Raw genomic sequence first — 16825 nt, 5'->3', positions numbered from 1 at the left:
TGTGGGAGCGGGTTTACCCGCGAAGCAGGCGGCGCGGTGGATGGCACCGGCTTTGCCGGTGTTCGCGGCTAAAGCCGCTCCTACACAGGTACGGCGCAGGTTTCAGGTGCCCAATCAATCGCGCAGGAAGCTTTCCTCGAACGGGTAATGGGTCAACAGCTCATACCCGTCCTCGGTCACCAGCAACTGGTTCTCCAGCTTGATCCCGTCACGCCCACCCACTTCGCCCACATAGGCCTCCACGCACAAGGCCATGCCCGGCTGCAGTTCGCCTTCGTAGCCATAGGACTCGAGGTCTTCCGGGTAACGAATACTCGGGTACTTCACTGCCGTAATCAGCCCTTCAACGCCGCCTCTATCCTGGCCACATCGATCTTGCCCATCTGCATCATGGCCTCGAACGCCCGCTTGGCCGCTGCCCGGTCGGGGTGCCCGATGGCTTCGATGAGGATGCGCGGGGTGATCTGCCACGAAATCCCCCATTTGTCCTTGCACCAGCCGCAGACGCTGGCCTCGCCGCCATTGCCGACAATGGCATCCCAAAAGCGGTCGGTCTCGGCCTGGTCCTCGGTGCTGACCTGGAATGAAAACGCCTCGCAGTGCGTGAAGGCCTTGCCTCCATTGAGCCCCACGCAGGGAATGCCCATGACGGTGAATTCGACCGTGATCACGTCGCCCTCCTTGCCCGACGGGTAATCACTCGGCGCCTTGTGCAGCGCGATTACCTTGCTGTCGGGGAAAACGCTGGCGTAGAAGTTCGCTGCCTCTTCGGCATCATTGTCGTACCAGAGGCAGATGGTGTTCCTGGCAGTCATGGCCTTGCTCCATGAGCGAATGTGAGCCCCTGAGTCTAGCCCCGGCAAGCAGGGTGAACTCACAGGATCGACAAGGGGTACTCCACGACATTTGCGTCATCGGCAAGGCAGCTGCACCTGGTCCGGTCCTGCAACATCCTGCAGACATTTCCGACGTCAGGTAGTGAACCCGCCTACAAAAAAACGGTCTTTGGCTGACGGTCAACTCACCGACCGGTTCATCGGCCCAGTCACCGGGCCTACTTTTGTCCTGTTTCAGCGAAGACCCAACATGCCCGATTCCCGCCCAACTGCTTCCGCCCTCACTGCCCTGCGCGGCGGCCTGATCGCCACCCTGGTGGCCCTTGCCGCACCGGTGCACGCCGAAGAGCCTGCCAGCGATGCACGCTGGGTCAGCGACAGCCTGAGCACCTATGTGCGCAGCGGCCCCACCGATGGCCACCGCATTGTCGGTACGCTCAAGTCCGGGCAGAAGCTGACCCTGATCGGCAGCCAGGGCAACTACAGCCAGGTGCGCGGGCAGAACGGCGATGTGGTGTGGATTCTCAGCAACGACCTGCAGTCGGTGCCAGGCCAGAGCGAGCGCCTGCCGCAGCTCGATGCCCAGGTCGCGGACCTGACCGGGCAGTTGAAGAACATCGACGACAGCTGGAAGAGCCGCGTGCAGGGCATGCAGGAAACCCTGGATTCACGCAAGAAGCTGATCGACGAACTGGAGGCGCGCAACAAGGCGCTGAATGAACAGCTCGACCAGAGCCAGTCGCAGCTGCGCGATACCCAGGCCCGCCTGGGGGACGAGAACAAGCAGGTGATGATGCGCTACATGGTGTATGGCGGCAGCATTGCCGGCGCGGGCTTGCTGGCGGGGCTGGTCCTGCCGGCGCTGACCCGTGGGCGCAGGAAGAACGATCGCTGGTTCTGACTGGGCTTTCCTGCACTGGCCTCTTCGCGGGTAAACCCGCTCCCACAGGTACCGCGTTGGCCTTGAGCCTGTTGGAGATGCTGTGGGAGCGGGTTTACCCGCGAAAGGGCCAGGAAGCGCTTATCTGCTACGTGCCTTGTTGTAGATAGTCTTGGCCTGGTCGGCCGAGGCCTGACACTGCTTCATATCACCCTTGCTCTGAGCATCCTTGGCATTTTGCAGGTGGACTTTGAAGTCATGGGCCATGCCGCCATGCATTGCCTGGCCACTGGCCTTGTCGAAATCCTCAAGCTCCTTGATCTTGGCCGCACAGTTGCTCGCCGGGTCTGCGTGTGCGGCAAAACTGAGGACCGAGGCAATCACCAGCAAAGGTATGCATTTCGTGGATTTCATGGAGCGTTCTCCTGGAAAACCTGAAGGGTCGTCGAGATGACATTGGCTCGACGCAGCAAACAGCATAGTCGGCCATACGCCCCGGCGCCTCGGCTCAGCCCGGGGGCTATGCCCCCTCGGCAAACAGGAAATCGATGAACACCCGCACCCGCAGCGGCATGTGCCGGGCCTGGGGGTAGATCAGCATGAACGGCCGCGAAGTGCCGCCAAACTCGGCGAGCACTTCCACCAGTTCGCCACTGGCCAGTGCGTCCTGCACGGTAAAGCGATAAGCCTGCATCAGCCCGCCGCCGTGGCGCACCAGCGTGGCGGTGGCGAGGAAGTCGCCCAGGCAGGTGAACCCACCCTGGGTTTCGATCTCCACCTGCTGGCCATCCTGAAGGAAGCTCCACGGCGGGCGGCGGCCACTGCTGGGCAGTTCGAACTGGATGCACTCATGTTGCAGCAAGTCGTGCGGTGTTCGTGGCGTGCCGGCACGGGCCAGGTAGCCCGGCGTGGCCACCACCACCAGTTCGGCATCTTCCAGGCGACGCGCCACCAGCCGCGAATCGGCCGGCTCGCGACCACGAATGGCCAGGTCGAACGGCTCCTCGGCAAAGTCGACGTTGCGGTTGCTGACATGCACATCCACCTGCACCTTTGGGTAACGCTGGCGAAACCGCGGCAGCAGCGGCAACAGCCGGTGATGGGCATAGGGCGTGGGTGCACTGATACGCAGGCGGCCGCTCGGCTCGACCTGCCCGCCCGTGACCTGGCGCTCGGCCTCGACCAGCTGCCCCAATGCCTGCCGACATTGCTGGTAATAGGCCTGGCCGGCTGCGGACAGGCGCATCTGCCGGGTGGTGCGGACGAACAGGCGCACGCCCAGGCGCTCTTCCAGGCGCGCCACGCTGCGGCTGACCGCCGCCGGTGTAACGCCGGCCTCCGTGGCCGCAGCAGTGAAGCTGCCGCTGTCGGCGGCCAGGCAGAACAGTTCCAGGCTGCCCAGTTGCAGATCGTCGAAATGGCGGGTCATGACGGCTCGATTGATTACATGATGTATCGATTGAAATGCCCCACGCCTCATTTTTCAAGTGCTGATTGCAACCTACAGTGGCTTCACACCGAGCCCATGGCTCACTTCACTGGAGATCATGCACATGAACACGCCACGCACCGTCATCATTACCGGGGCCTCGAGCGGCCTGGGTTTCGCCCTGGCCGAAGCCTTCCTCGAACGCGGCGACAACGTGGTCGGCAACGCTCGCAGCCAGGCCCGCCTTGAGCAAGCCGCCGCCCGCCTCGGCAACCCATCGCGCTTCATCGGCGTGGCTGGCGACATCGCCGAACCGGGCACGGCGCAGCGCCTGTTCGCCAGCGCCGAGCAAGCCTTTGGCGGGGTCGACCTGCTGATCAACAACGCCGGCATCTTCATTGCCAAGCCATTTGCCGAGTACAGCGAAGCGGATGTCGACGCCTTGGTCGGTACCAACCTCAAGGGGTTCTTCTACCCGGCCCAGGAAGCCGCGCGGATCATGACCAGGCAAGGGCATGGGCAGATCATCGCCATTACCGCCTCCATCGCCTTGCAACCGGACACCCGCGTGCCGGCCCTGCTGCCGGTACTGGTCAAGGGCGGCCTGAACCAGGCGGTGAAAGGCCTGGCGCTGGAACTGGCAGCCAGCGGCGTGCAGGTGAATGCGGTGGCGCCGGGGATCATCGATACACCGCTGCATGGCGGCAATACGCAAGGCATGGGCGCGCTGTCACCCAGTGGCCGCACCGGCTCGCCACAGGATGTCGTGGATGCAGTGTTGTACCTGGCCGACTCACGCTTCGTCAGCGGCGTGATCCTGCCGGTGGATGGCGGTAGCACCGCTGGCACCTGGCATTAACAGAGGAGCGAGAACCATGCCCTATGTCCATATTCGCGTGACCGATGAAGGCGTGAGCGCTGAGCACAAGCGCCAGTTGATCGAACATACGACCCGCATGCTGCAGCAGGTGCTGGGCAAGCCGCCGGCCAGTACCTTTGTGGTGATCGAGGAGGTGCCGACCGATAACTGGGGGGTTGGCGGGGAGACAGTGACCGCGCTGCGGGCCCGAGAGCGGGGGTGACCCCAGGGGCCGCCCCGCGGCCCAATCGCCGGCAAGCCAGCTCCCACAGGTACGGCGCTGCCTTCAGGCTATCGCTGTACCTGTGGGAGCTGGCTTGCCGGCGATTGGGCTGCACAGCAGCCCCTACTGGCGCAACCGCTCCAACGCCTGCAACACATACCCCGTGGCCCGCTCCACCTGCCCTTCCCGGCAGGCAATGCCCAGTTGCCGCCACAACCCCGGCCGCAGCGGCCGGCGGGCGATGCGCCGGTCCAGATCGGCCGACTCCCCCTCCTGCGGCAGCAATGTCGCCCCATACCCAGCCCCGACCAGGCTCTTGATCGCATCGTTGTAGTTCAGCTCGATTCGCGGCTCGGGGTACAACCCCGCTGCCGCGAACCACTCGCCGGTCACCCGCGAAAGCTGGGTGCTGCTGTCGTTGAGGATCAACGCCCGCTGCGCCAGCCAGGCCGGCGTGACCTTGGCCGGTGGCTGCCAGTCGGCCGGCACGTAGGCCAGGATCGGGTCGCGCCGCCAGGGCGTAACCGCAAGCCCTTTGCCGGCCACCTGTGGCAAGGCCACCAGGCCGATATCCAGCGTGCCCTCGCGCAAGCGCGCCAACGAGGCCTGGGAGGTCAGCACCTGTACCTGCACATCGATCCCCGGGTGCACCGTACGCAAGTGCTCCAGCGCCTGCGGCAGCAGGTGGGCGATGGCACCGGTGGAAGCGCCCAGGCGCACCCGGCCGGTCAGGCCCTCGACCTGTCGGCGCACTTCATCCAGCGCAAGGTCGGCGTCGGCCAGCAGGCGACGGGCACGGGCCAGCAGGGTTTCGCCGATGACCGTGGGCCGCACCTGGCCGCGGGTGCGGGTAAGCAACGGGGCGCCGATGCGCGCCTCCAGCTCGGCCACGTGCAGGCTGATGGTGGGCGGTGCCAGGTTGAGCTGGCGGGCGGCTTCGGCAAAGGAGCCCAGGTCGGAGATGACCACCAGGGTGCGGAGGCGGTCGAGGCTGATTTCGCGCATGGGCCAAACTCATTCAGAAAAGATGAACATATCGATCATCATATTCAAATTTTCTTTACCAGAGCCACAAGCGAGCATAGGCCATCCCTCCCCGACCGGACTTTGACCATGCACACCCCTGTTGTCTTCATCGACGGTGACCAAGGCACCACCGGCCTGCAGATCCATGCCCGCCTGCAAGGCCGCAGCGATCTGCGCCTGCTGACCCTGCCCGAAGCCGAGCGCAAAGACCCGCAACGGCGCCGCGAGGCAATCAACAGCGCCGACATCGCCCTGCTGTGCCTGCCCGACGATGCCGCCCGCGATGCCGTGGCGGCGATCCACAACCCGCAGGTACGGGTGATCGACGCGAGCTCCGCGCACCGCACCAGCCCAGGCTGGGTCTATGGCCTGCCGGAGCTCGACGAGCAGCAAGCCGAGCGCATCGCGCACAGCAAGCGCGTCAGCAACCCCGGCTGCTACCCCACCGGCGCCATCGCCCTGTTGCGCCCACTGGTCAAGGCGGGCCTGCTGCCAGCGGATCACCCGCTGAACATCCACGCCATCTCCGGCTATTCCGGTGGTGGCCGCGCCGCAGTAGAACGGCATGAACAGCCCGCCGCCGGCAAAAACCCGGCCCTGCAACTGTACGGCCTGGAACTGGCGCACAAGCACGTGCCGGAAATCCAGCAGCACGCCGGGCTGTCGGCGCGGCCGATGTTCATGCCGGGCTACGGTGCCTACCGCCAAGGCATCGTGCTGAGCATCCCACTGCAGTTGCGCCTGCTGCCCGGCCAGGTCAGTGCTGAACAGCTGCAGGCCTGCCTGCAGCAGCACTACCAGGGTGCCCGCCACGTCCAGCTGATGCCCCTGCACCAGCACGGCGCAGCGCCAAACCTCGACCCCGAGGCGTTGAACGACAGCAACGACCTGCGCCTGGCGCTTTACGCCAACCCTGAGCATGGCCAGGTGCTGCTGACCGCAGTGTTCGACAACCTCGGCAAAGGTGCCTCCGGTGCGGCGGTGCAAAACCTCGACCTGATGCTCGGTGCATTGCAGGTACAAGGCTGATCGGCAAAACCGGTTAGACTGTACAGCCCGCGCCCGCATGGCGCGGGCCGTCCATCTACCCGCCGGAGCCCGCCCCCCGATGTTCATCCTGAGCCGCCTCGACAGCGTGCCGCCTGAATCTTTCCAGAACCAGATCCGCGAACTGGTGATCCACCACGTCGGCGAACTGAGCAGTGTCGCCATCAGTGCCGACAACCCGCTGTACCCGCTGTACCAGTACGGCGTCGGCATGGAGGTGCACCAGTACCTGCAAGCACTGGACGGCACCCGCGGCCTGGCCGTGACGCTGACCCTGGCGCTGGATGCCGAGGCACCGGACCAATTGCTGGGGTTTGCCCTGTCGCTGCCGGCCGAGGACGATGAACAGGCCTGCGCCCTGGCATTCCTCGCCGTGCGCGCCAGCCATCGTCGCCAGGGCATCGCCCGCGCCCTGCTGGGCGACCTGCAGGCACGCCATGCCTGCGTCGAGCTGAATGCCTTTGCCAGCCAGGTACCGTGGTTCGAGGCCATGGGCATGCAGGTGGTGGCCGCCAACGGGCCGCAGGTACTGATGAGCAGTACCGGGCGGGCTAGCGGCGCGCTGATCGGGCGGCTGGATATTGCGCCGATCTACCAGACGGCGGAAGTGATGCAGATCCATACCTACCTGCTCAACCAGCAGGGTGAGGATGCGATGATCGAAGCGGAACAGATGCGGGACGAGCGGCTGGACGAACTGACCGCTCAGGCCCAGGAGTGTGTACGGCAGCGCAAGACCGTGCATTGACCCAAGGGCCTGTTCGCGGGCTCGCCCGCTCCCACAGGCCCGATGATGTCCCTGTGGGAGATTGCCCAGCCTTTTGGGCTGCGCTGTCGCACAGATAACTGAATTCGCAAGCGATCCTCGTACCCTGTGGGAGCGGCTTTAGCCGCGAAGAATCCAACGCGGTGCATGGCACCGGCTGCGCCGGTGTTCGCGGCTAAAGCCGCTCCCACAGGGTCCCTGCTAATTCAATGAGTTATGTGCAGTTCTATGGGAGCGGGTTTAGCCGCGAAAAAGCCCCACTGGCCCCTCAGCCATGCACCCAACGCCGATGCAGCCCACGCGCCAGGGCATCCAGCACAAACCCCAGCACCCCGATCAGCAGCACCATCGCCATCAGCTCGGAATACGCCAGCCGGTCGCGGGTATCGAGAATGAAGTACCCCAGCCCCGCACTCACCCCGAGCATTTCGCACGGCACCAGCACGATCCACAGGATGCCGATGGCCAGGCGCACGCCGGTCAGCACATGGCCGATCACCCCGGGCACGATCACCTTGCACAAGGTCTCCCGGCGCGTGGCACTCAAACTGCGGCTCAACTGCAACCAGCGCGGGTCCAGCTGCCTTACCCCGGCCGCCGTGTTCAGCAAGATCGGCCACAACGCGGCAAACGCCAGCAGGAAGTAGATAGGCTGGTCCCCCACGCCCATCAGCATCACCACCACCGGCATCCACGACAGCGGCGAGATCATGCGCAGGAACTGGAACGCCGGCGTGGTTGCGGCCTCCAGGTGCCGGTAGCTGCCCACCAGCAAACCCAGCGGCACGCCGATCAGCAGCGCCAGCAGCAGCCCGACCAGGATACGCTTGAGGCTGACCCAGATATGCCCGTACACCTCGCCCTGCCCCAGCAACTCGATCAGGCTGGCCAGGGTCGCTGCCGGCGAAAAGCGCGCCGACAGGCCATCGGCCTGGCCGAACAGCGCGACACCGGCCCACCACAACAGCAACAAACCCAGCAACCCGGCCAGACCCAGGCCGGCATGAACGACATGCGTGCGCATCAGACCGCGAACTCCTCGCTACGCTCGAAGTTATCGGCGATGCCGAACACCGACGGCCCGCCAACGCTGGCGATGGCGTTGCGCACGAAGCGGTCGTCGACCAGGTCGCGGGCGGTCTGTGCCGGGTCCAGGCCGGCCAGGAACGCGCTGTCACCCTCTATCAGGGTGGTTTTCAGGCGCTTGACCAGCTCTTCGGTGTAGCTGGGGAACGGGTAAGGCTGGAAATCGATGCGCTTTTCGTCCCACTGCTGGTGGCGAATGGCGCCACTGGCAATGTAACCGGCACGGTCCTCGGCGGCCGGGGCCAGCACTTTGCCGAGCACCGCTGGTTCATGCGGGGTGTACTTGTTGGGGCCGGCCTTGGACAACAATGCAGCGGCCTCGGCGCGGTGATCACGGGTCCAGTGCTGGGCCTTGACGATGGCGTTGACCACCTTCTGCGACCACTCCGGGCGGTTGTTCAGGTCGTGCTCGTGCATGAACACCACGCAGCAGGCGTGGTTGCGCCACACATCGCCGGTAAAGCGCTGCACGCGGCCAACCTTGAGGTTCTCGGCCAGGGCGTTGAATGGCTCGGCGACGATATAGCCAGCGATGCGCTTGCTGGCCAGCGCCGGCGGCATGTCGGACGGCGGCAATACCAGCAGGTTGACTTCGTTGCCGGCCAGTGGCGCATTGGCCGGCTTCGACACCGGGGTCAGGCCGTTGTCGTTGAGCATCTGTTGCAGCACCACGTTGTGGATCGAGTACCAGAACGGGATGGCCACGGTCTTGCCGCCCAGCTGTTTCATGTCGCTGATGTCCGGGGCCACGGTCAGGCCTGAACCGCCCACGTGGTTCCAGGCCACCACCTTGGCCGGTACCTTGCTGCCGTAGCGGGCCCATACGGTCATCGGCGACAGCAGGTGGATGACATTGACCTGGCCGGAGATGAACGCCTCGATCACCTGCGCCCAGCTGCGCAGCAGCACCGGGCGCTCGGCCTTGATGCCTTCGGCCTCGAACAGGCCGTTGTTGTGCGCCACCAGCAGTGGCGTGGCGTCAGTGATCGGCAGGTAGCCGATACGCACTGGCGCGTCCGGCTCGGCGGCGGCACGGGCCCGCAGGCTCGACAGCAACGGCAGTGCTCCGGCGGCCGTGAGCATGGCGCCGAGCTTGAGGAAATCGCGACGCGAAGAAGAGGAACAGCAGTCATCCATGCACATGGACAGCCTCCGAGGGCAACGGGGTTGGGGTAGGTTCGACTGTGCGGCTTGCCCGCCGAAGGGTTTTGAGAATTTCGATGCGCAAGGCGCCCAGTTCCTCGACCCGCTGCGTCCGTGGTTGCGGCAGGTCGATGCGCCACTGGCCGAGGGTATGCGCTGGGTGGTTGCCCAGTAGCAGGACCCGGTCGGACAGCAGCAGGGCTTCGTCGATATCGTGGGTGATCAGCACCGCCGCCGTGTTGTGGGTGGCGATCAGTTGCAGCAGCAGTTGCTGCATGTCGGCCCGGGTCACTTCATCCAACGCGCCGAAAGGCTCGTCGAGCAACAGCACTTCGGGCTGGCGGGCCAGGCAACGGGCCAGCGCGGTGCGCTGGGCCATGCCGCCGGACAACTGCGCCGGGTACTGGCCGCGAGCATGGGCCAGGCCCACGGCGGCAATCGCATGGTCGATGCGGGCGCGCCGTTCGGCGGCGGCAAGTTTTGGCTGGCGGGCGAAGTCCAGGCCGAAGGCGACGTTCTTCTCCAGGCTCAGCCAGGGCAACAGGCTCGGGTCCTGGAAGGCCACTGCCAGGCGTGGGTGCGGCCCCTGCAGCGGCTGGCCGTGCAGGGTCACGCTGCCACCGCGGGGCTGCTGCAGGCCGGCCAGTACCCGCAGCAGGCTGGACTTGCCGACCCCGCTGGGGCCGAGGATGGTCACCACTTCGCCGGGTGCCAGCTGCAGGTCGAACTGCGCCAGCACCGCCTGCCAGCCGCCCTCGCGCGGGTAGCCCAGGCTGATGTCGCGGGCTTCGAGCAACACTTGGCTCATGCCGCGCCCGCCTGGCGTTGCAGTTCGGCGCGCAGTTGCACCAGGCTGGGCGTGACGATCGGCACGAAGGCCGACTCGCGCCAGCGGCGGGCAAAGCCTTCACCGTACTCGCTGAGGTAGGCCTTGCCACCACTGGCCTGCAACTCCAGTTGCACGGCGTCGGCAGCGCTTTCGGCCAGGGTGATGCGCAGCTTGAACAAGGCTGCCGGCTGCTGCTGGAAGCGGCCATCGAGCAGGCCCTGCTTGAGCTCGCTCACGGTGTTTTCCAGGCGTTCGCCGAGTACCTGGCGTGCTTCGTCGAGGAACGAGGCACGGCCATGCAGGTGTGCCTGTACTTCCGCCAGCGCCCGCCGCGCCAGGCCAATGGCCATGCCGCACTGCAGCGCCAGGAACGCCGGGCGTACCCGGGGCAGGAACTCACGGGCATTTTCGTGCAACAACCAGCCACGCTGCAATTGCACCTGGTGGAAGGCCAGTGCCGCGGTGTTGCTCGATTGCAGGCCCATCAGTTGCAGGTCGTCGGAGCGCTCCAGGCCCTGCGCGTCGGACGGAATGGCCAGCACGAACGGTGCACCGCCGGCTTCGTCTTCGATAGCCGCAGCCACCACGAAGCCGCTTTTGCGCAGGTTGGTCACCCAGTGCAGGCGCCCTTCCAGCTGCCAGCCATCGGCTTGCGGGCGCCCGCGCACCTGCAGCGCTTCGATGCCGGACAGGAACTTCATGGCATTGGACAGCCCGGTGGCGCCGGCCAGTTCGCCAGTCAGCAGGCGCGGCAACAGGCGCTCGCGCAGGGGCTGGTTGGGGCTGTGCAACAGGTATTCGATGAAGGCGCGCTGGCCCCAGCAGACGAACGCCGCTGCCAGCGAGCGGCTGGCGATCGCGGCAATGGCCTCGACCGCGTCGGTCACCTGCCCGCCCGTGCCGCCCAGGGCCGGGTCGACACCGACCCGCAGCAGCTGCGATTCGGCGATTTGCGCCAGCACCAGCTGCGGCTCGCACTGGCCGCGGTCAATGGCCTCGGCATTGGCATCCAGCCAGTGTCGAAATGCACAATCTTGCATGGTCTTGCTCCTTTGAAAACGCCGGGGCCGCTTGGCGGCCCATTCGCGGCACAAGGCCGCTCCTACAACGATCGCGGTACGACCGGTGTCACGCGCGGATCATGCAGAAGGTTGCCAGCGGTACTTGCCGAGCTCGTCATTGAGCGGCGTCTGGGCGAACACATTAGCAAAGTTGCACAGGGTTGCGAGGCTCACGCCCAGAATCACCTCCAGGGCGTTGCCTTCGCTGAAACCGGCTGCGCGGAAGGCCTGGTAAGTGGCCTCGCTGACATTGCCACGGGTGGCGATGACCTCGCGGGCGAACGCGGCCAGGGTTTCATACCGGGCATCGGGCAGCTCGCCACGGGCACGCAGGGCATCGACCACCTCCTGCGGCAGCTTGGCCTTGTTCAGGGCCACGGCCGTGTGGCCGGCCACGCAGAAGTCACAGCCATGCTGGGTGGCGGCAATCAGCTGCACCACTTCGCGCTCTGCCAGGCTCAGTTCGGATTTGCCGTTGAGTGCCGAAACGGTCACGTAGGTTTCCAGCGCCGCCGGGGCATTGGCCAGCACGCCCAGCAGGTTGGGGATGAAGCCGGAATTCTTCTGGGCGTTCTCGAGGAACGGACGGGCCGCTTCCGGGGCGCTCTGCAGCGTGTGTAAAGTAATGCGCGAGGACATGGAGTGGTCTCCTTTGATGGGTGTCACTACAGTCTGTTGGTTATAAGAACTACCCTCCATATTCATCAGTCGCCTTTCCTTGCTCTTGAGTCTTTGCATTAGATGATTTCGTCCAGCCACCTTGTCGATTGGTTATTAGAGGGCCTGGAGCTCGATGCCAGCCTGTTTCATGTGGGCCGCTACTGCGGCGGCTGGCACGCCAGCACCGAAGGCATGGGCCGGGCCAGCTTCCACCTGGTGGTGCAAGGGCATTGCTGGCTGCACATCGACGGCCAGCCCGAGGCACTGCGCCTGGAGGCCGGCGATGCGGTGTTCCTGCTGCGCGACCTTGGCTATCGCCTGGCCAGCGACCAGGACCCGGCCAGTGCCTGCGCCCAGCCACGCCAGCACATGCAGGCCATGGACGCCGATGCGGTCGATGGCGTGGGGCTGGTATGTGGTTTCTTCCACTTCAGGCCGGGCCTGTCGGCGCTGATTGTCGACGGCCTGGCCGACTGGATATTGCTGCGCGCCGATGAACCGGCCGGGCATGCGGCGCGGGCGTTGTTCGAGCTGATCCTGGAGGAATGCCGGCGCGCCACCGGGCCGTCACAGGCGTTGCTGGAGCGGCTGACGCACTTGTTGTTCCTGTATGTGCTGCGCCAGCAGGTGCATGCCGGGCAATCGCTGGGCGGGCTGGTCGCCCTCGCCCGGCAACCGGCGTTTGCCGGGTTGCTGGAGCAGCTGATCGAGCAACCGGGGCAAGCGTGGACGCTGGAAAGCATGGCCGCCTGCACCGGGTTGTCGCGGTCGGCGTTTTTCAAGCGTTTCAATGAACTGGCGGGACAGTCGCCGGGGCAAGTACTGCTGGCGTTGCGCATGCGCCATGCCAGCCAGTTGCTGCGGGCGGGGCATACCGTGGAGCAGGTGGGGGCGCAGGTGGGGTATCAGTCGGTGGCGGCGTTTACCCGGGCGTTTGCCAAGGCGGTGGGGGTGCAGCCGGGGGCGTATCGGCGGCAGCATGAGGGGCGTTAGCCTGCACTGGCCTCTTCGCGGGTGAACCCGCTCCCACAGGGATATCAGAATCTCTGGAACTTGTGGGGTACCTGTGGGAGCGGGTTTACCCGCGAAGAGGCCGGCACTGGCAGCAGATTCAGACCTGACTGACCGGAATATCCCCTGCCCCTTTGCCCTCCCGCCGCTCACCCATCCAGGCATTGACCTTCTGCCCGAACTCGGCCGGCGCCTTGCGCCCGAACCGCCGCGCCAGATCAAGGATGGTCTGCTGCGCCAGGGCCTCTTCCATGCGCTTCTGCGCACCCAGCATCACCGCATGGATCGCGCAGGTGCCCTCGGTCGCCCAACCCGGCGGCGAACCCTCGAACAGGCTGCAACGCTCGCGAACTTCGCGGCAGTCGAAGATCTTCTTTGGCCCATCGATGGCATTGACGATATCCAGCACGGTGATTTCATCCGACGGCCGCGCCAGCCGGAAGCCGCCACGCACGCCCTCGGTGGCGGCCACCAGCCCGGCACGGGCCAGCTTGGTAAAGACCTTGGCCAGGTACTCCTGGGGTACACCCTGCAACTCCGCCAGGTCGCGCACGCTGGACTCGCGCGAGTCGCCCCGCTCGTCCACCAGGAACAGCAGGCAATGGATACCGTATTCGACGCCAGCACTGTAGAGCGACATATCTATCTCCGACCAATCTTGTCGCAAATAATACGCCGATAGCATCCGCACCGCAAAGCGCAAAGCTGCCGCCGGTCGGCCTTGTTTTTCCCTTAAGCCCAGTAAATACAGCTATTCGAGCCGCGAAATGGTGATGCGGAGTGTCGGCATGTGGAAAAAAAGACTTGCACGCACAAACTACGATCAATACAGTCGTAGTTATTCGAGAGGCACACAACCCGCCCTCGAAGCCCCTTTCGAACCTTGCGGAGCACCTTCATGAAATCGAACATCCTCATCATCGGTGCCGGCTTTGCCGGTGTATGGAGCGCCCTGAGCGCTGCGCGCCTGCTCGATCAGGCCCAGCGTGCCGACATCAACATCAGCGTCCTCGCTCCGCAGCCTGAACTGCGCATCCGCCCGCGCTTCTACGAGGCCGACGTGCACGGCATGAAGGCCCCGCTGGGCGAGCTGTTCGAAGCCGTGGGCATTCACTTCATCCCGGGCAACGCCGACAGCATCGATACCGAAGGGCGCAGCGTCAGCTACACCGACGCCCAGGGGCACCGGCAACAGATCGCCTACGACCGCCTGATCCTCGCCGCCGGCAGCCAGGTCGCACGCCCGGCGGTGCCTGGCCTGGCCGAACATGCATTCGATGTCGACCAGATGGAATCGGCCATGCGCCTGGAACAGCACCTGGTCGGCCTGGCCGCCCAGCCCGCTTCGCCTGCACGCAACACCGTGGTGGTCTGCGGTGGTGGCTTCACGGGTATCGAAACCGCTACGGAAATGCCTGCCCGCCTGCGTGCCATCCTCGGCGCCAGTGCAGCGGTGCGGGTGGTGGTGGTCGACCGTGGTGCGCAAGTTGGTACGGCGCTGGGCGCCGGTATCACGCCGTCGATCATCGCTGCCTGCGAACAGGCCGGGGTCGAGTGGAAGACCGGGGCCTCGGTGGTGGCTGTCGATGCCGGTGGCGTTACCCTGGACAACGGCGAGCATATCGCCAGCAACACCGTGATCTGGACCGTTGGCGTGAAGGCCAGCCCGTTGACCGCACAAGTTGCCGGCGAGCGCGACAACTTCGGCCGGCTGAAAGTGGACGGCCACCTGAAGGTGCTGGGCCAGGACCATGTGTACGCCACAGGCGATACTGCCTGGGCCGCTGTGGACGAGCTGGGCAACCACGCCCTGATGACCTGCCAGCACGCCATCCCCATGGGCCGCCACTCCGGCAACAACGCCGCGGCCGACCTGCTCGGCTTGCAGCCGGTGGTGTACCGCCAGCCCAAGTACGTCACCTGCCTGGACCTGGGCGAATGGGGCGCGACGTTCAGCGAGGGTTGGGAGCGCGAACTGAAGCTGCACGGCCAGGAAGGCAAAAACCTCAAGCGCCAGATCAACTCGGTGTGGATCTACCCGCCAGCGGCTGATCGCGCCTTGGCACTGGCCGCTGCTGACCCGCTGATCGCGATCGTCTGATCGCAGCGAACTGACAAAACCGCCACCTGATGGCGGTTTTGTCCTTTGATGTCATGACATGAAATGACTGTTCGAAAATGATGGCCATATGGCATCATTCAAATCAAAAAGAATTCAAGAGGGTGAGGCACACAACTGAATCCGCAGCGCTTCCAGAGCCTGGCGCCACACCCGGTGACCCGGCCACCCGCCCAAGCTCCTGAGGGCCTGCACGCCACCGTCAAGGAGCATGTCATGCAATTAAGGAATTTGAAGATCGGCATTCGCGCTGCCTGCGTGTTCGCCCTGTTGGGTATCCTGGTCCTGTTCATGGGCCTTGCCGCACTTTATGAAACCCGGCAGATGGACAAGGCCACGGACGAAATCCGGGTCAACTGGATGCCCGCCGTGGTGGCCCTGAGCGAAATCAGCAGCAACCTTGGCCGCGCCCGCGCCCTCACCCTGCGTACCGCACTGGACGACAACCCCAGCGAACGCAGCCGCAACCTGCAGTTGCTCGACGACACCAATGCCGAGATGAAGGATGGCCTGAAGGCATACGAAGGTACCATCACCGCCGCCGATGACCGCGCCCTGTTCGACACCTTCAATAACGCGCACCAGCAATACCTCGAGCTGCAAGCACGCGTACTGAAGGACATTGTTGCTGGCCGCATGGAAGACGCCAGGCAGCAGATCAACGGCCCCCTGACCCAGCGCGCCGACAGCATGATGCAGGCCATGGCGGCGCTGATCGCCTACAACGGCAAAGGTGCCGAACAGGCCTCGCAGCTCAGCAGCGACGTGGCTGACGAAGCGTTCACCGCGATCATTGTCTCGCTGCTGGTGATCATGCTGGCCCTGGTCGCCATTGCCACCATGCTCACTCGCAGTATCGTCGTGCCGCTGGCCGATGCGGTGAGCGTGGCCGAACGCGTGGCGACCGGCGACCTAACCCAGGACATCCGTGTAATCGGCCGCGACGAACCAGCCTTGCTGCTGCGCGCCCTGGGCCGCATGCAGGGCAGCCTGCGCGACACCATCCGCAAGATCGCCGCCTCGTCCGACCAGTTGGCCTCGGCTTCGGAGGAACTGCACACCGTCACCGAAGACACCAGCCGCGGCCTGCACCAGCAAAGCGCGGAGATCGACCAGGCGGCCACCGCCGTCAACCAGATGACTGCGGCGGTCGAGGAAGTGGCGAACAATGCCGTCAGCACCGCCGACGCCTCGAAGGGCGCCGACCAGACCACCCGTGATGGCCGCGACCGGGTCAACCAGGCGCTGGCGTCCATCCAGCATCTGGTGGCTGACGTGACCGGTACCTCGACCGAGATCGAACAGCTGGCCAACAATGCCAACGAGATCAGCCGCGTGCTGGACGTGATTGGCGCGATTGCCGGGCAGACCAACTTGCTGGCGCTGAATGCCGCCATCGAAGCGGCCCGCGCCGGCGAGGCGGGCCGTGGCTTTGCCGTGGTGGCCGATGAGGTACGCGCCCTCGCCCACCGTACCCAGCAGTCGACCGCCGAGATCGAGCAGATGATTGCCGGGATCCAGAACGGTACCGAGCGGGCGGTGACGGCGATGCACAGCAGCCAGGGCCGCGCCAGCGGCACGCTGGAGGTGGCGCAAGGCGCCGGTCAGGCGCTGGAGGTGATTGCCGAGGCGATTGCCTCGATCAACCAGCGCAACCTGGTCATTGCCAGCGCCTCGGAGGAACAGGCGCAGGTGGCGCGGGAGGTGGACCGCAACCTGGTGAACATTCGCGACCTGGCGATGCAGACATCGGCGGGGGCCAACCAGACCAGTGCGGCGGCGCAGGATCTGTCGCGGTTGGCGGTGGACCTGAATGGCCTGGTGGCACAGTTCAAGGTTTGAGCTGAAAT

19 protein-coding genes are annotated in these 16825 nt (G+C 65.3%); 8 read left to right on the top strand and 11 right to left on the bottom strand.

The window, feature by feature from the left end; genetic code table 11:
* Positions 1-114: 114 nt before the first annotated feature.
* Complete coding sequence (locus tag RYH74_RS06910) at positions 115-327, bottom strand: hypothetical protein (RefSeq protein WP_237140986.1); 213 nt, start codon at positions 325-327, stop codon at positions 115-117.
* 8 nt (positions 328-335) lie between these two features.
* On the bottom strand, positions 336-815 hold the full coding sequence (locus RYH74_RS06905) for a VOC family protein (RefSeq protein WP_085591580.1): 480 nt from the start codon (positions 813-815) through the stop codon (positions 336-338).
* 271 nt (positions 816-1086) lie between these two features.
* Here RYH74_RS06905 and RYH74_RS06900 point away from each other — a divergent pair, with 271 nt between their 5' ends.
* Positions 1087-1737 (top strand): TIGR04211 family SH3 domain-containing protein, encoded by a 651-nt coding sequence (locus RYH74_RS06900; RefSeq protein WP_075044975.1) that lies wholly within the window; start codon positions 1087-1089, stop codon positions 1735-1737.
* A 120-nt stretch (positions 1738-1857) separates the two neighbouring features.
* Here RYH74_RS06900 and RYH74_RS06895 read toward each other — a convergent pair whose 3' ends face one another.
* Together RYH74_RS06895 and RYH74_RS06890 are read right to left on the bottom strand one after the other, a co-directional pair.
* Positions 1858-2130 carry a hypothetical protein gene (locus RYH74_RS06895; RefSeq protein WP_025338805.1) on the bottom strand — a complete coding sequence of 91 codons (273 nt, stop codon included), beginning with the start codon at positions 2128-2130 and terminating at the stop codon, positions 1858-1860.
* A gap of 106 nt (positions 2131-2236) precedes the next feature.
* Positions 2237-3145, bottom strand: a complete 909-nt coding sequence (locus RYH74_RS06890) for a LysR family transcriptional regulator (RefSeq protein ID WP_003259239.1) — start codon at positions 3143-3145, stop codon at positions 2237-2239.
* Between the two features lie 124 nt (positions 3146-3269).
* On the opposite strand from RYH74_RS06890, the gene RYH74_RS06885 reads away from it, so the two are divergent.
* Both RYH74_RS06885 and RYH74_RS06880 read left to right on the top strand, forming a co-directional pair.
* Positions 3270-4004, top strand: a complete 735-nt coding sequence (locus RYH74_RS06885; RefSeq protein WP_075044973.1) for an SDR family NAD(P)-dependent oxidoreductase — start codon at positions 3270-3272, stop codon at positions 4002-4004.
* Positions 4005-4020: 16 nt separating this feature from the next.
* Positions 4021-4227: a 4-oxalocrotonate tautomerase family protein gene (locus RYH74_RS06880; RefSeq protein WP_317409142.1), complete on the top strand. Its 207-nt coding sequence runs from the start codon at positions 4021-4023 to the stop codon at positions 4225-4227.
* A 123-nt stretch (positions 4228-4350) separates the two neighbouring features.
* On the opposite strand, the gene RYH74_RS06875 is transcribed toward RYH74_RS06880, so the two are convergent.
* Entirely contained in the window at positions 4351-5232 is an 882-nt protein-coding gene (locus RYH74_RS06875; RefSeq protein WP_075044972.1) for a LysR family transcriptional regulator, read from the bottom strand.
* Between the two features lie 108 nt (positions 5233-5340).
* Between RYH74_RS06875 and argC the strand changes: the two genes are divergently transcribed.
* Positions 5341-6282 (top strand): N-acetyl-gamma-glutamyl-phosphate reductase, encoded by a 942-nt coding sequence (gene argC, locus RYH74_RS06870; protein ID WP_075044971.1) that lies wholly within the window; start codon positions 5341-5343, stop codon positions 6280-6282.
* Between the two features lie 79 nt (positions 6283-6361).
* Complete coding sequence (locus RYH74_RS06865) at positions 6362-7048, top strand: GNAT family N-acetyltransferase (RefSeq protein ID WP_025338801.1); 687 nt, start codon at positions 6362-6364, stop codon at positions 7046-7048.
* A gap of 286 nt (positions 7049-7334) precedes the next feature.
* Here the strand turns inward: RYH74_RS06865 and RYH74_RS06860 are convergent, their stop codons facing one another.
* The 5 genes from RYH74_RS06860 to RYH74_RS06840 all read right to left on the bottom strand — a co-directional run bounded on the left by RYH74_RS06860 (position 7335) and on the right by RYH74_RS06840 (position 11824).
* A complete protein-coding gene (locus RYH74_RS06860) occupies positions 7335-8090 on the bottom strand; it encodes an ABC transporter permease (RefSeq protein WP_025338800.1) in 756 nt (251 codons plus the stop codon).
* Positions 8090-9295 carry an ABC transporter substrate-binding protein gene (locus RYH74_RS06855; RefSeq protein WP_075044969.1) on the bottom strand — a complete coding sequence of 402 codons (1206 nt, stop codon included), beginning with the start codon at positions 9293-9295 and terminating at the stop codon, positions 8090-8092. The genes RYH74_RS06860 and RYH74_RS06855 overlap by 1 nt, the downstream gene beginning before the upstream one ends.
* A complete protein-coding gene (locus RYH74_RS06850; protein WP_025338798.1) occupies positions 9282-10103 on the bottom strand; it encodes an ABC transporter ATP-binding protein in 822 nt (273 codons plus the stop codon). The genes RYH74_RS06855 and RYH74_RS06850 overlap by 14 nt, the downstream gene beginning before the upstream one ends.
* Positions 10100-11164, bottom strand: coding sequence for an acyl-CoA dehydrogenase family protein (locus RYH74_RS06845; protein ID WP_085665651.1), 1065 nt, complete (start codon positions 11162-11164; stop codon positions 10100-10102). The genes RYH74_RS06850 and RYH74_RS06845 overlap by 4 nt, the downstream gene beginning before the upstream one ends.
* Positions 11165-11263: 99 nt before the next feature.
* The gene (locus tag RYH74_RS06840; RefSeq protein WP_046615469.1) at positions 11264-11824 is read right to left on the bottom strand and encodes a carboxymuconolactone decarboxylase family protein; all 561 of its coding nucleotides are present in this window, start codon (positions 11822-11824) and stop codon (positions 11264-11266) included.
* Between the two features lie 102 nt (positions 11825-11926).
* Between RYH74_RS06840 and RYH74_RS06835 the strand changes: the two genes are divergently transcribed.
* Positions 11927-12838, top strand: coding sequence for an AraC family transcriptional regulator (locus RYH74_RS06835; RefSeq protein WP_085692788.1), 912 nt, complete (start codon positions 11927-11929; stop codon positions 12836-12838).
* A gap of 118 nt (positions 12839-12956) precedes the next feature.
* Here the strand turns inward: RYH74_RS06835 and RYH74_RS06830 are convergent, their stop codons facing one another.
* Positions 12957-13496, bottom strand: a complete 540-nt coding sequence (locus RYH74_RS06830; RefSeq protein ID WP_003259245.1) for an RrF2 family transcriptional regulator — start codon at positions 13494-13496, stop codon at positions 12957-12959.
* A gap of 258 nt (positions 13497-13754) precedes the next feature.
* Between RYH74_RS06830 and RYH74_RS06825 the strand changes: the two genes are divergently transcribed.
* Positions 13755-14957 (top strand): NAD(P)/FAD-dependent oxidoreductase, encoded by a 1203-nt coding sequence (locus tag RYH74_RS06825; RefSeq protein ID WP_317409141.1) that lies wholly within the window; start codon positions 13755-13757, stop codon positions 14955-14957.
* A gap of 234 nt (positions 14958-15191) precedes the next feature.
* Positions 15192-16817, top strand: coding sequence for a methyl-accepting chemotaxis protein (locus tag RYH74_RS06820; RefSeq protein WP_317409140.1), 1626 nt, complete (start codon positions 15192-15194; stop codon positions 16815-16817).
* Positions 16818-16825: the final 8 nt, after the last annotated feature.

It is taken from the genome of Pseudomonas sp. LSJ-87 (genome assembly GCF_032971465.1).
Taxonomy (GTDB): Bacteria; Pseudomonadota; Gammaproteobacteria; order Pseudomonadales; family Pseudomonadaceae; genus Aquipseudomonas; species Aquipseudomonas putida_Z.
The sequence above is the reverse complement of the archived record's forward strand: the minus strand, read 5'-3'. Positions and strand labels throughout refer to the sequence as shown.

What these genes read in the sequence shown, in the direction of transcription:
- RYH74_RS06905 (WP_085591580.1), bottom strand. Translation starts at nt 815, where the DNA reads ATGACTGCCAGGAACACCATCTGCCTCTGGTACGACAATGATGCCGAA.
- RYH74_RS06900 (WP_075044975.1), top strand. Translation starts at nt 1,087, where the DNA reads ATGCCCGATTCCCGCCCAACTGCTTCCGCCCTCACTGCCCTGCGCGGC.
- RYH74_RS06895 (WP_025338805.1), bottom strand. Translation starts at nt 2,130, where the DNA reads ATGAAATCCACGAAATGCATACCTTTGCTGGTGATTGCCTCGGTCCTC.
- RYH74_RS06890 (WP_003259239.1), bottom strand. Translation starts at nt 3,145, where the DNA reads ATGACCCGCCATTTCGACGATCTGCAACTGGGCAGCCTGGAACTGTTC.
- RYH74_RS06885 (WP_075044973.1), top strand. Translation starts at nt 3,270, where the DNA reads ATGAACACGCCACGCACCGTCATCATTACCGGGGCCTCGAGCGGCCTG.
- RYH74_RS06880 (WP_317409142.1), top strand. Translation starts at nt 4,021, where the DNA reads ATGCCCTATGTCCATATTCGCGTGACCGATGAAGGCGTGAGCGCTGAG.
- RYH74_RS06875 (WP_075044972.1), bottom strand. Translation starts at nt 5,232, where the DNA reads ATGCGCGAAATCAGCCTCGACCGCCTCCGCACCCTGGTGGTCATCTCC.
- argC (WP_075044971.1), top strand. Translation starts at nt 5,341, where the DNA reads ATGCACACCCCTGTTGTCTTCATCGACGGTGACCAAGGCACCACCGGC.
- RYH74_RS06865 (WP_025338801.1), top strand. Translation starts at nt 6,362, where the DNA reads ATGTTCATCCTGAGCCGCCTCGACAGCGTGCCGCCTGAATCTTTCCAG.
- RYH74_RS06860 (WP_025338800.1), bottom strand. Translation starts at nt 8,090, where the DNA reads ATGCGCACGCATGTCGTTCATGCCGGCCTGGGTCTGGCCGGGTTGCTG.
- RYH74_RS06855 (WP_075044969.1), bottom strand. Translation starts at nt 9,295, where the DNA reads ATGTGCATGGATGACTGCTGTTCCTCTTCTTCGCGTCGCGATTTCCTC.
- RYH74_RS06850 (WP_025338798.1), bottom strand. Translation starts at nt 10,103, where the DNA reads ATGAGCCAAGTGTTGCTCGAAGCCCGCGACATCAGCCTGGGCTACCCG.
- RYH74_RS06845 (WP_085665651.1), bottom strand. Translation starts at nt 11,164, where the DNA reads ATGCAAGATTGTGCATTTCGACACTGGCTGGATGCCAATGCCGAGGCC.
- RYH74_RS06840 (WP_046615469.1), bottom strand. Translation starts at nt 11,824, where the DNA reads ATGTCCTCGCGCATTACTTTACACACGCTGCAGAGCGCCCCGGAAGCG.
- RYH74_RS06835 (WP_085692788.1), top strand. Translation starts at nt 11,927, where the DNA reads ATGATTTCGTCCAGCCACCTTGTCGATTGGTTATTAGAGGGCCTGGAG.
- RYH74_RS06830 (WP_003259245.1), bottom strand. Translation starts at nt 13,496, where the DNA reads ATGTCGCTCTACAGTGCTGGCGTCGAATACGGTATCCATTGCCTGCTG.
- RYH74_RS06825 (WP_317409141.1), top strand. Translation starts at nt 13,755, where the DNA reads ATGAAATCGAACATCCTCATCATCGGTGCCGGCTTTGCCGGTGTATGG.
- RYH74_RS06820 (WP_317409140.1), top strand. Translation starts at nt 15,192, where the DNA reads ATGCAATTAAGGAATTTGAAGATCGGCATTCGCGCTGCCTGCGTGTTC.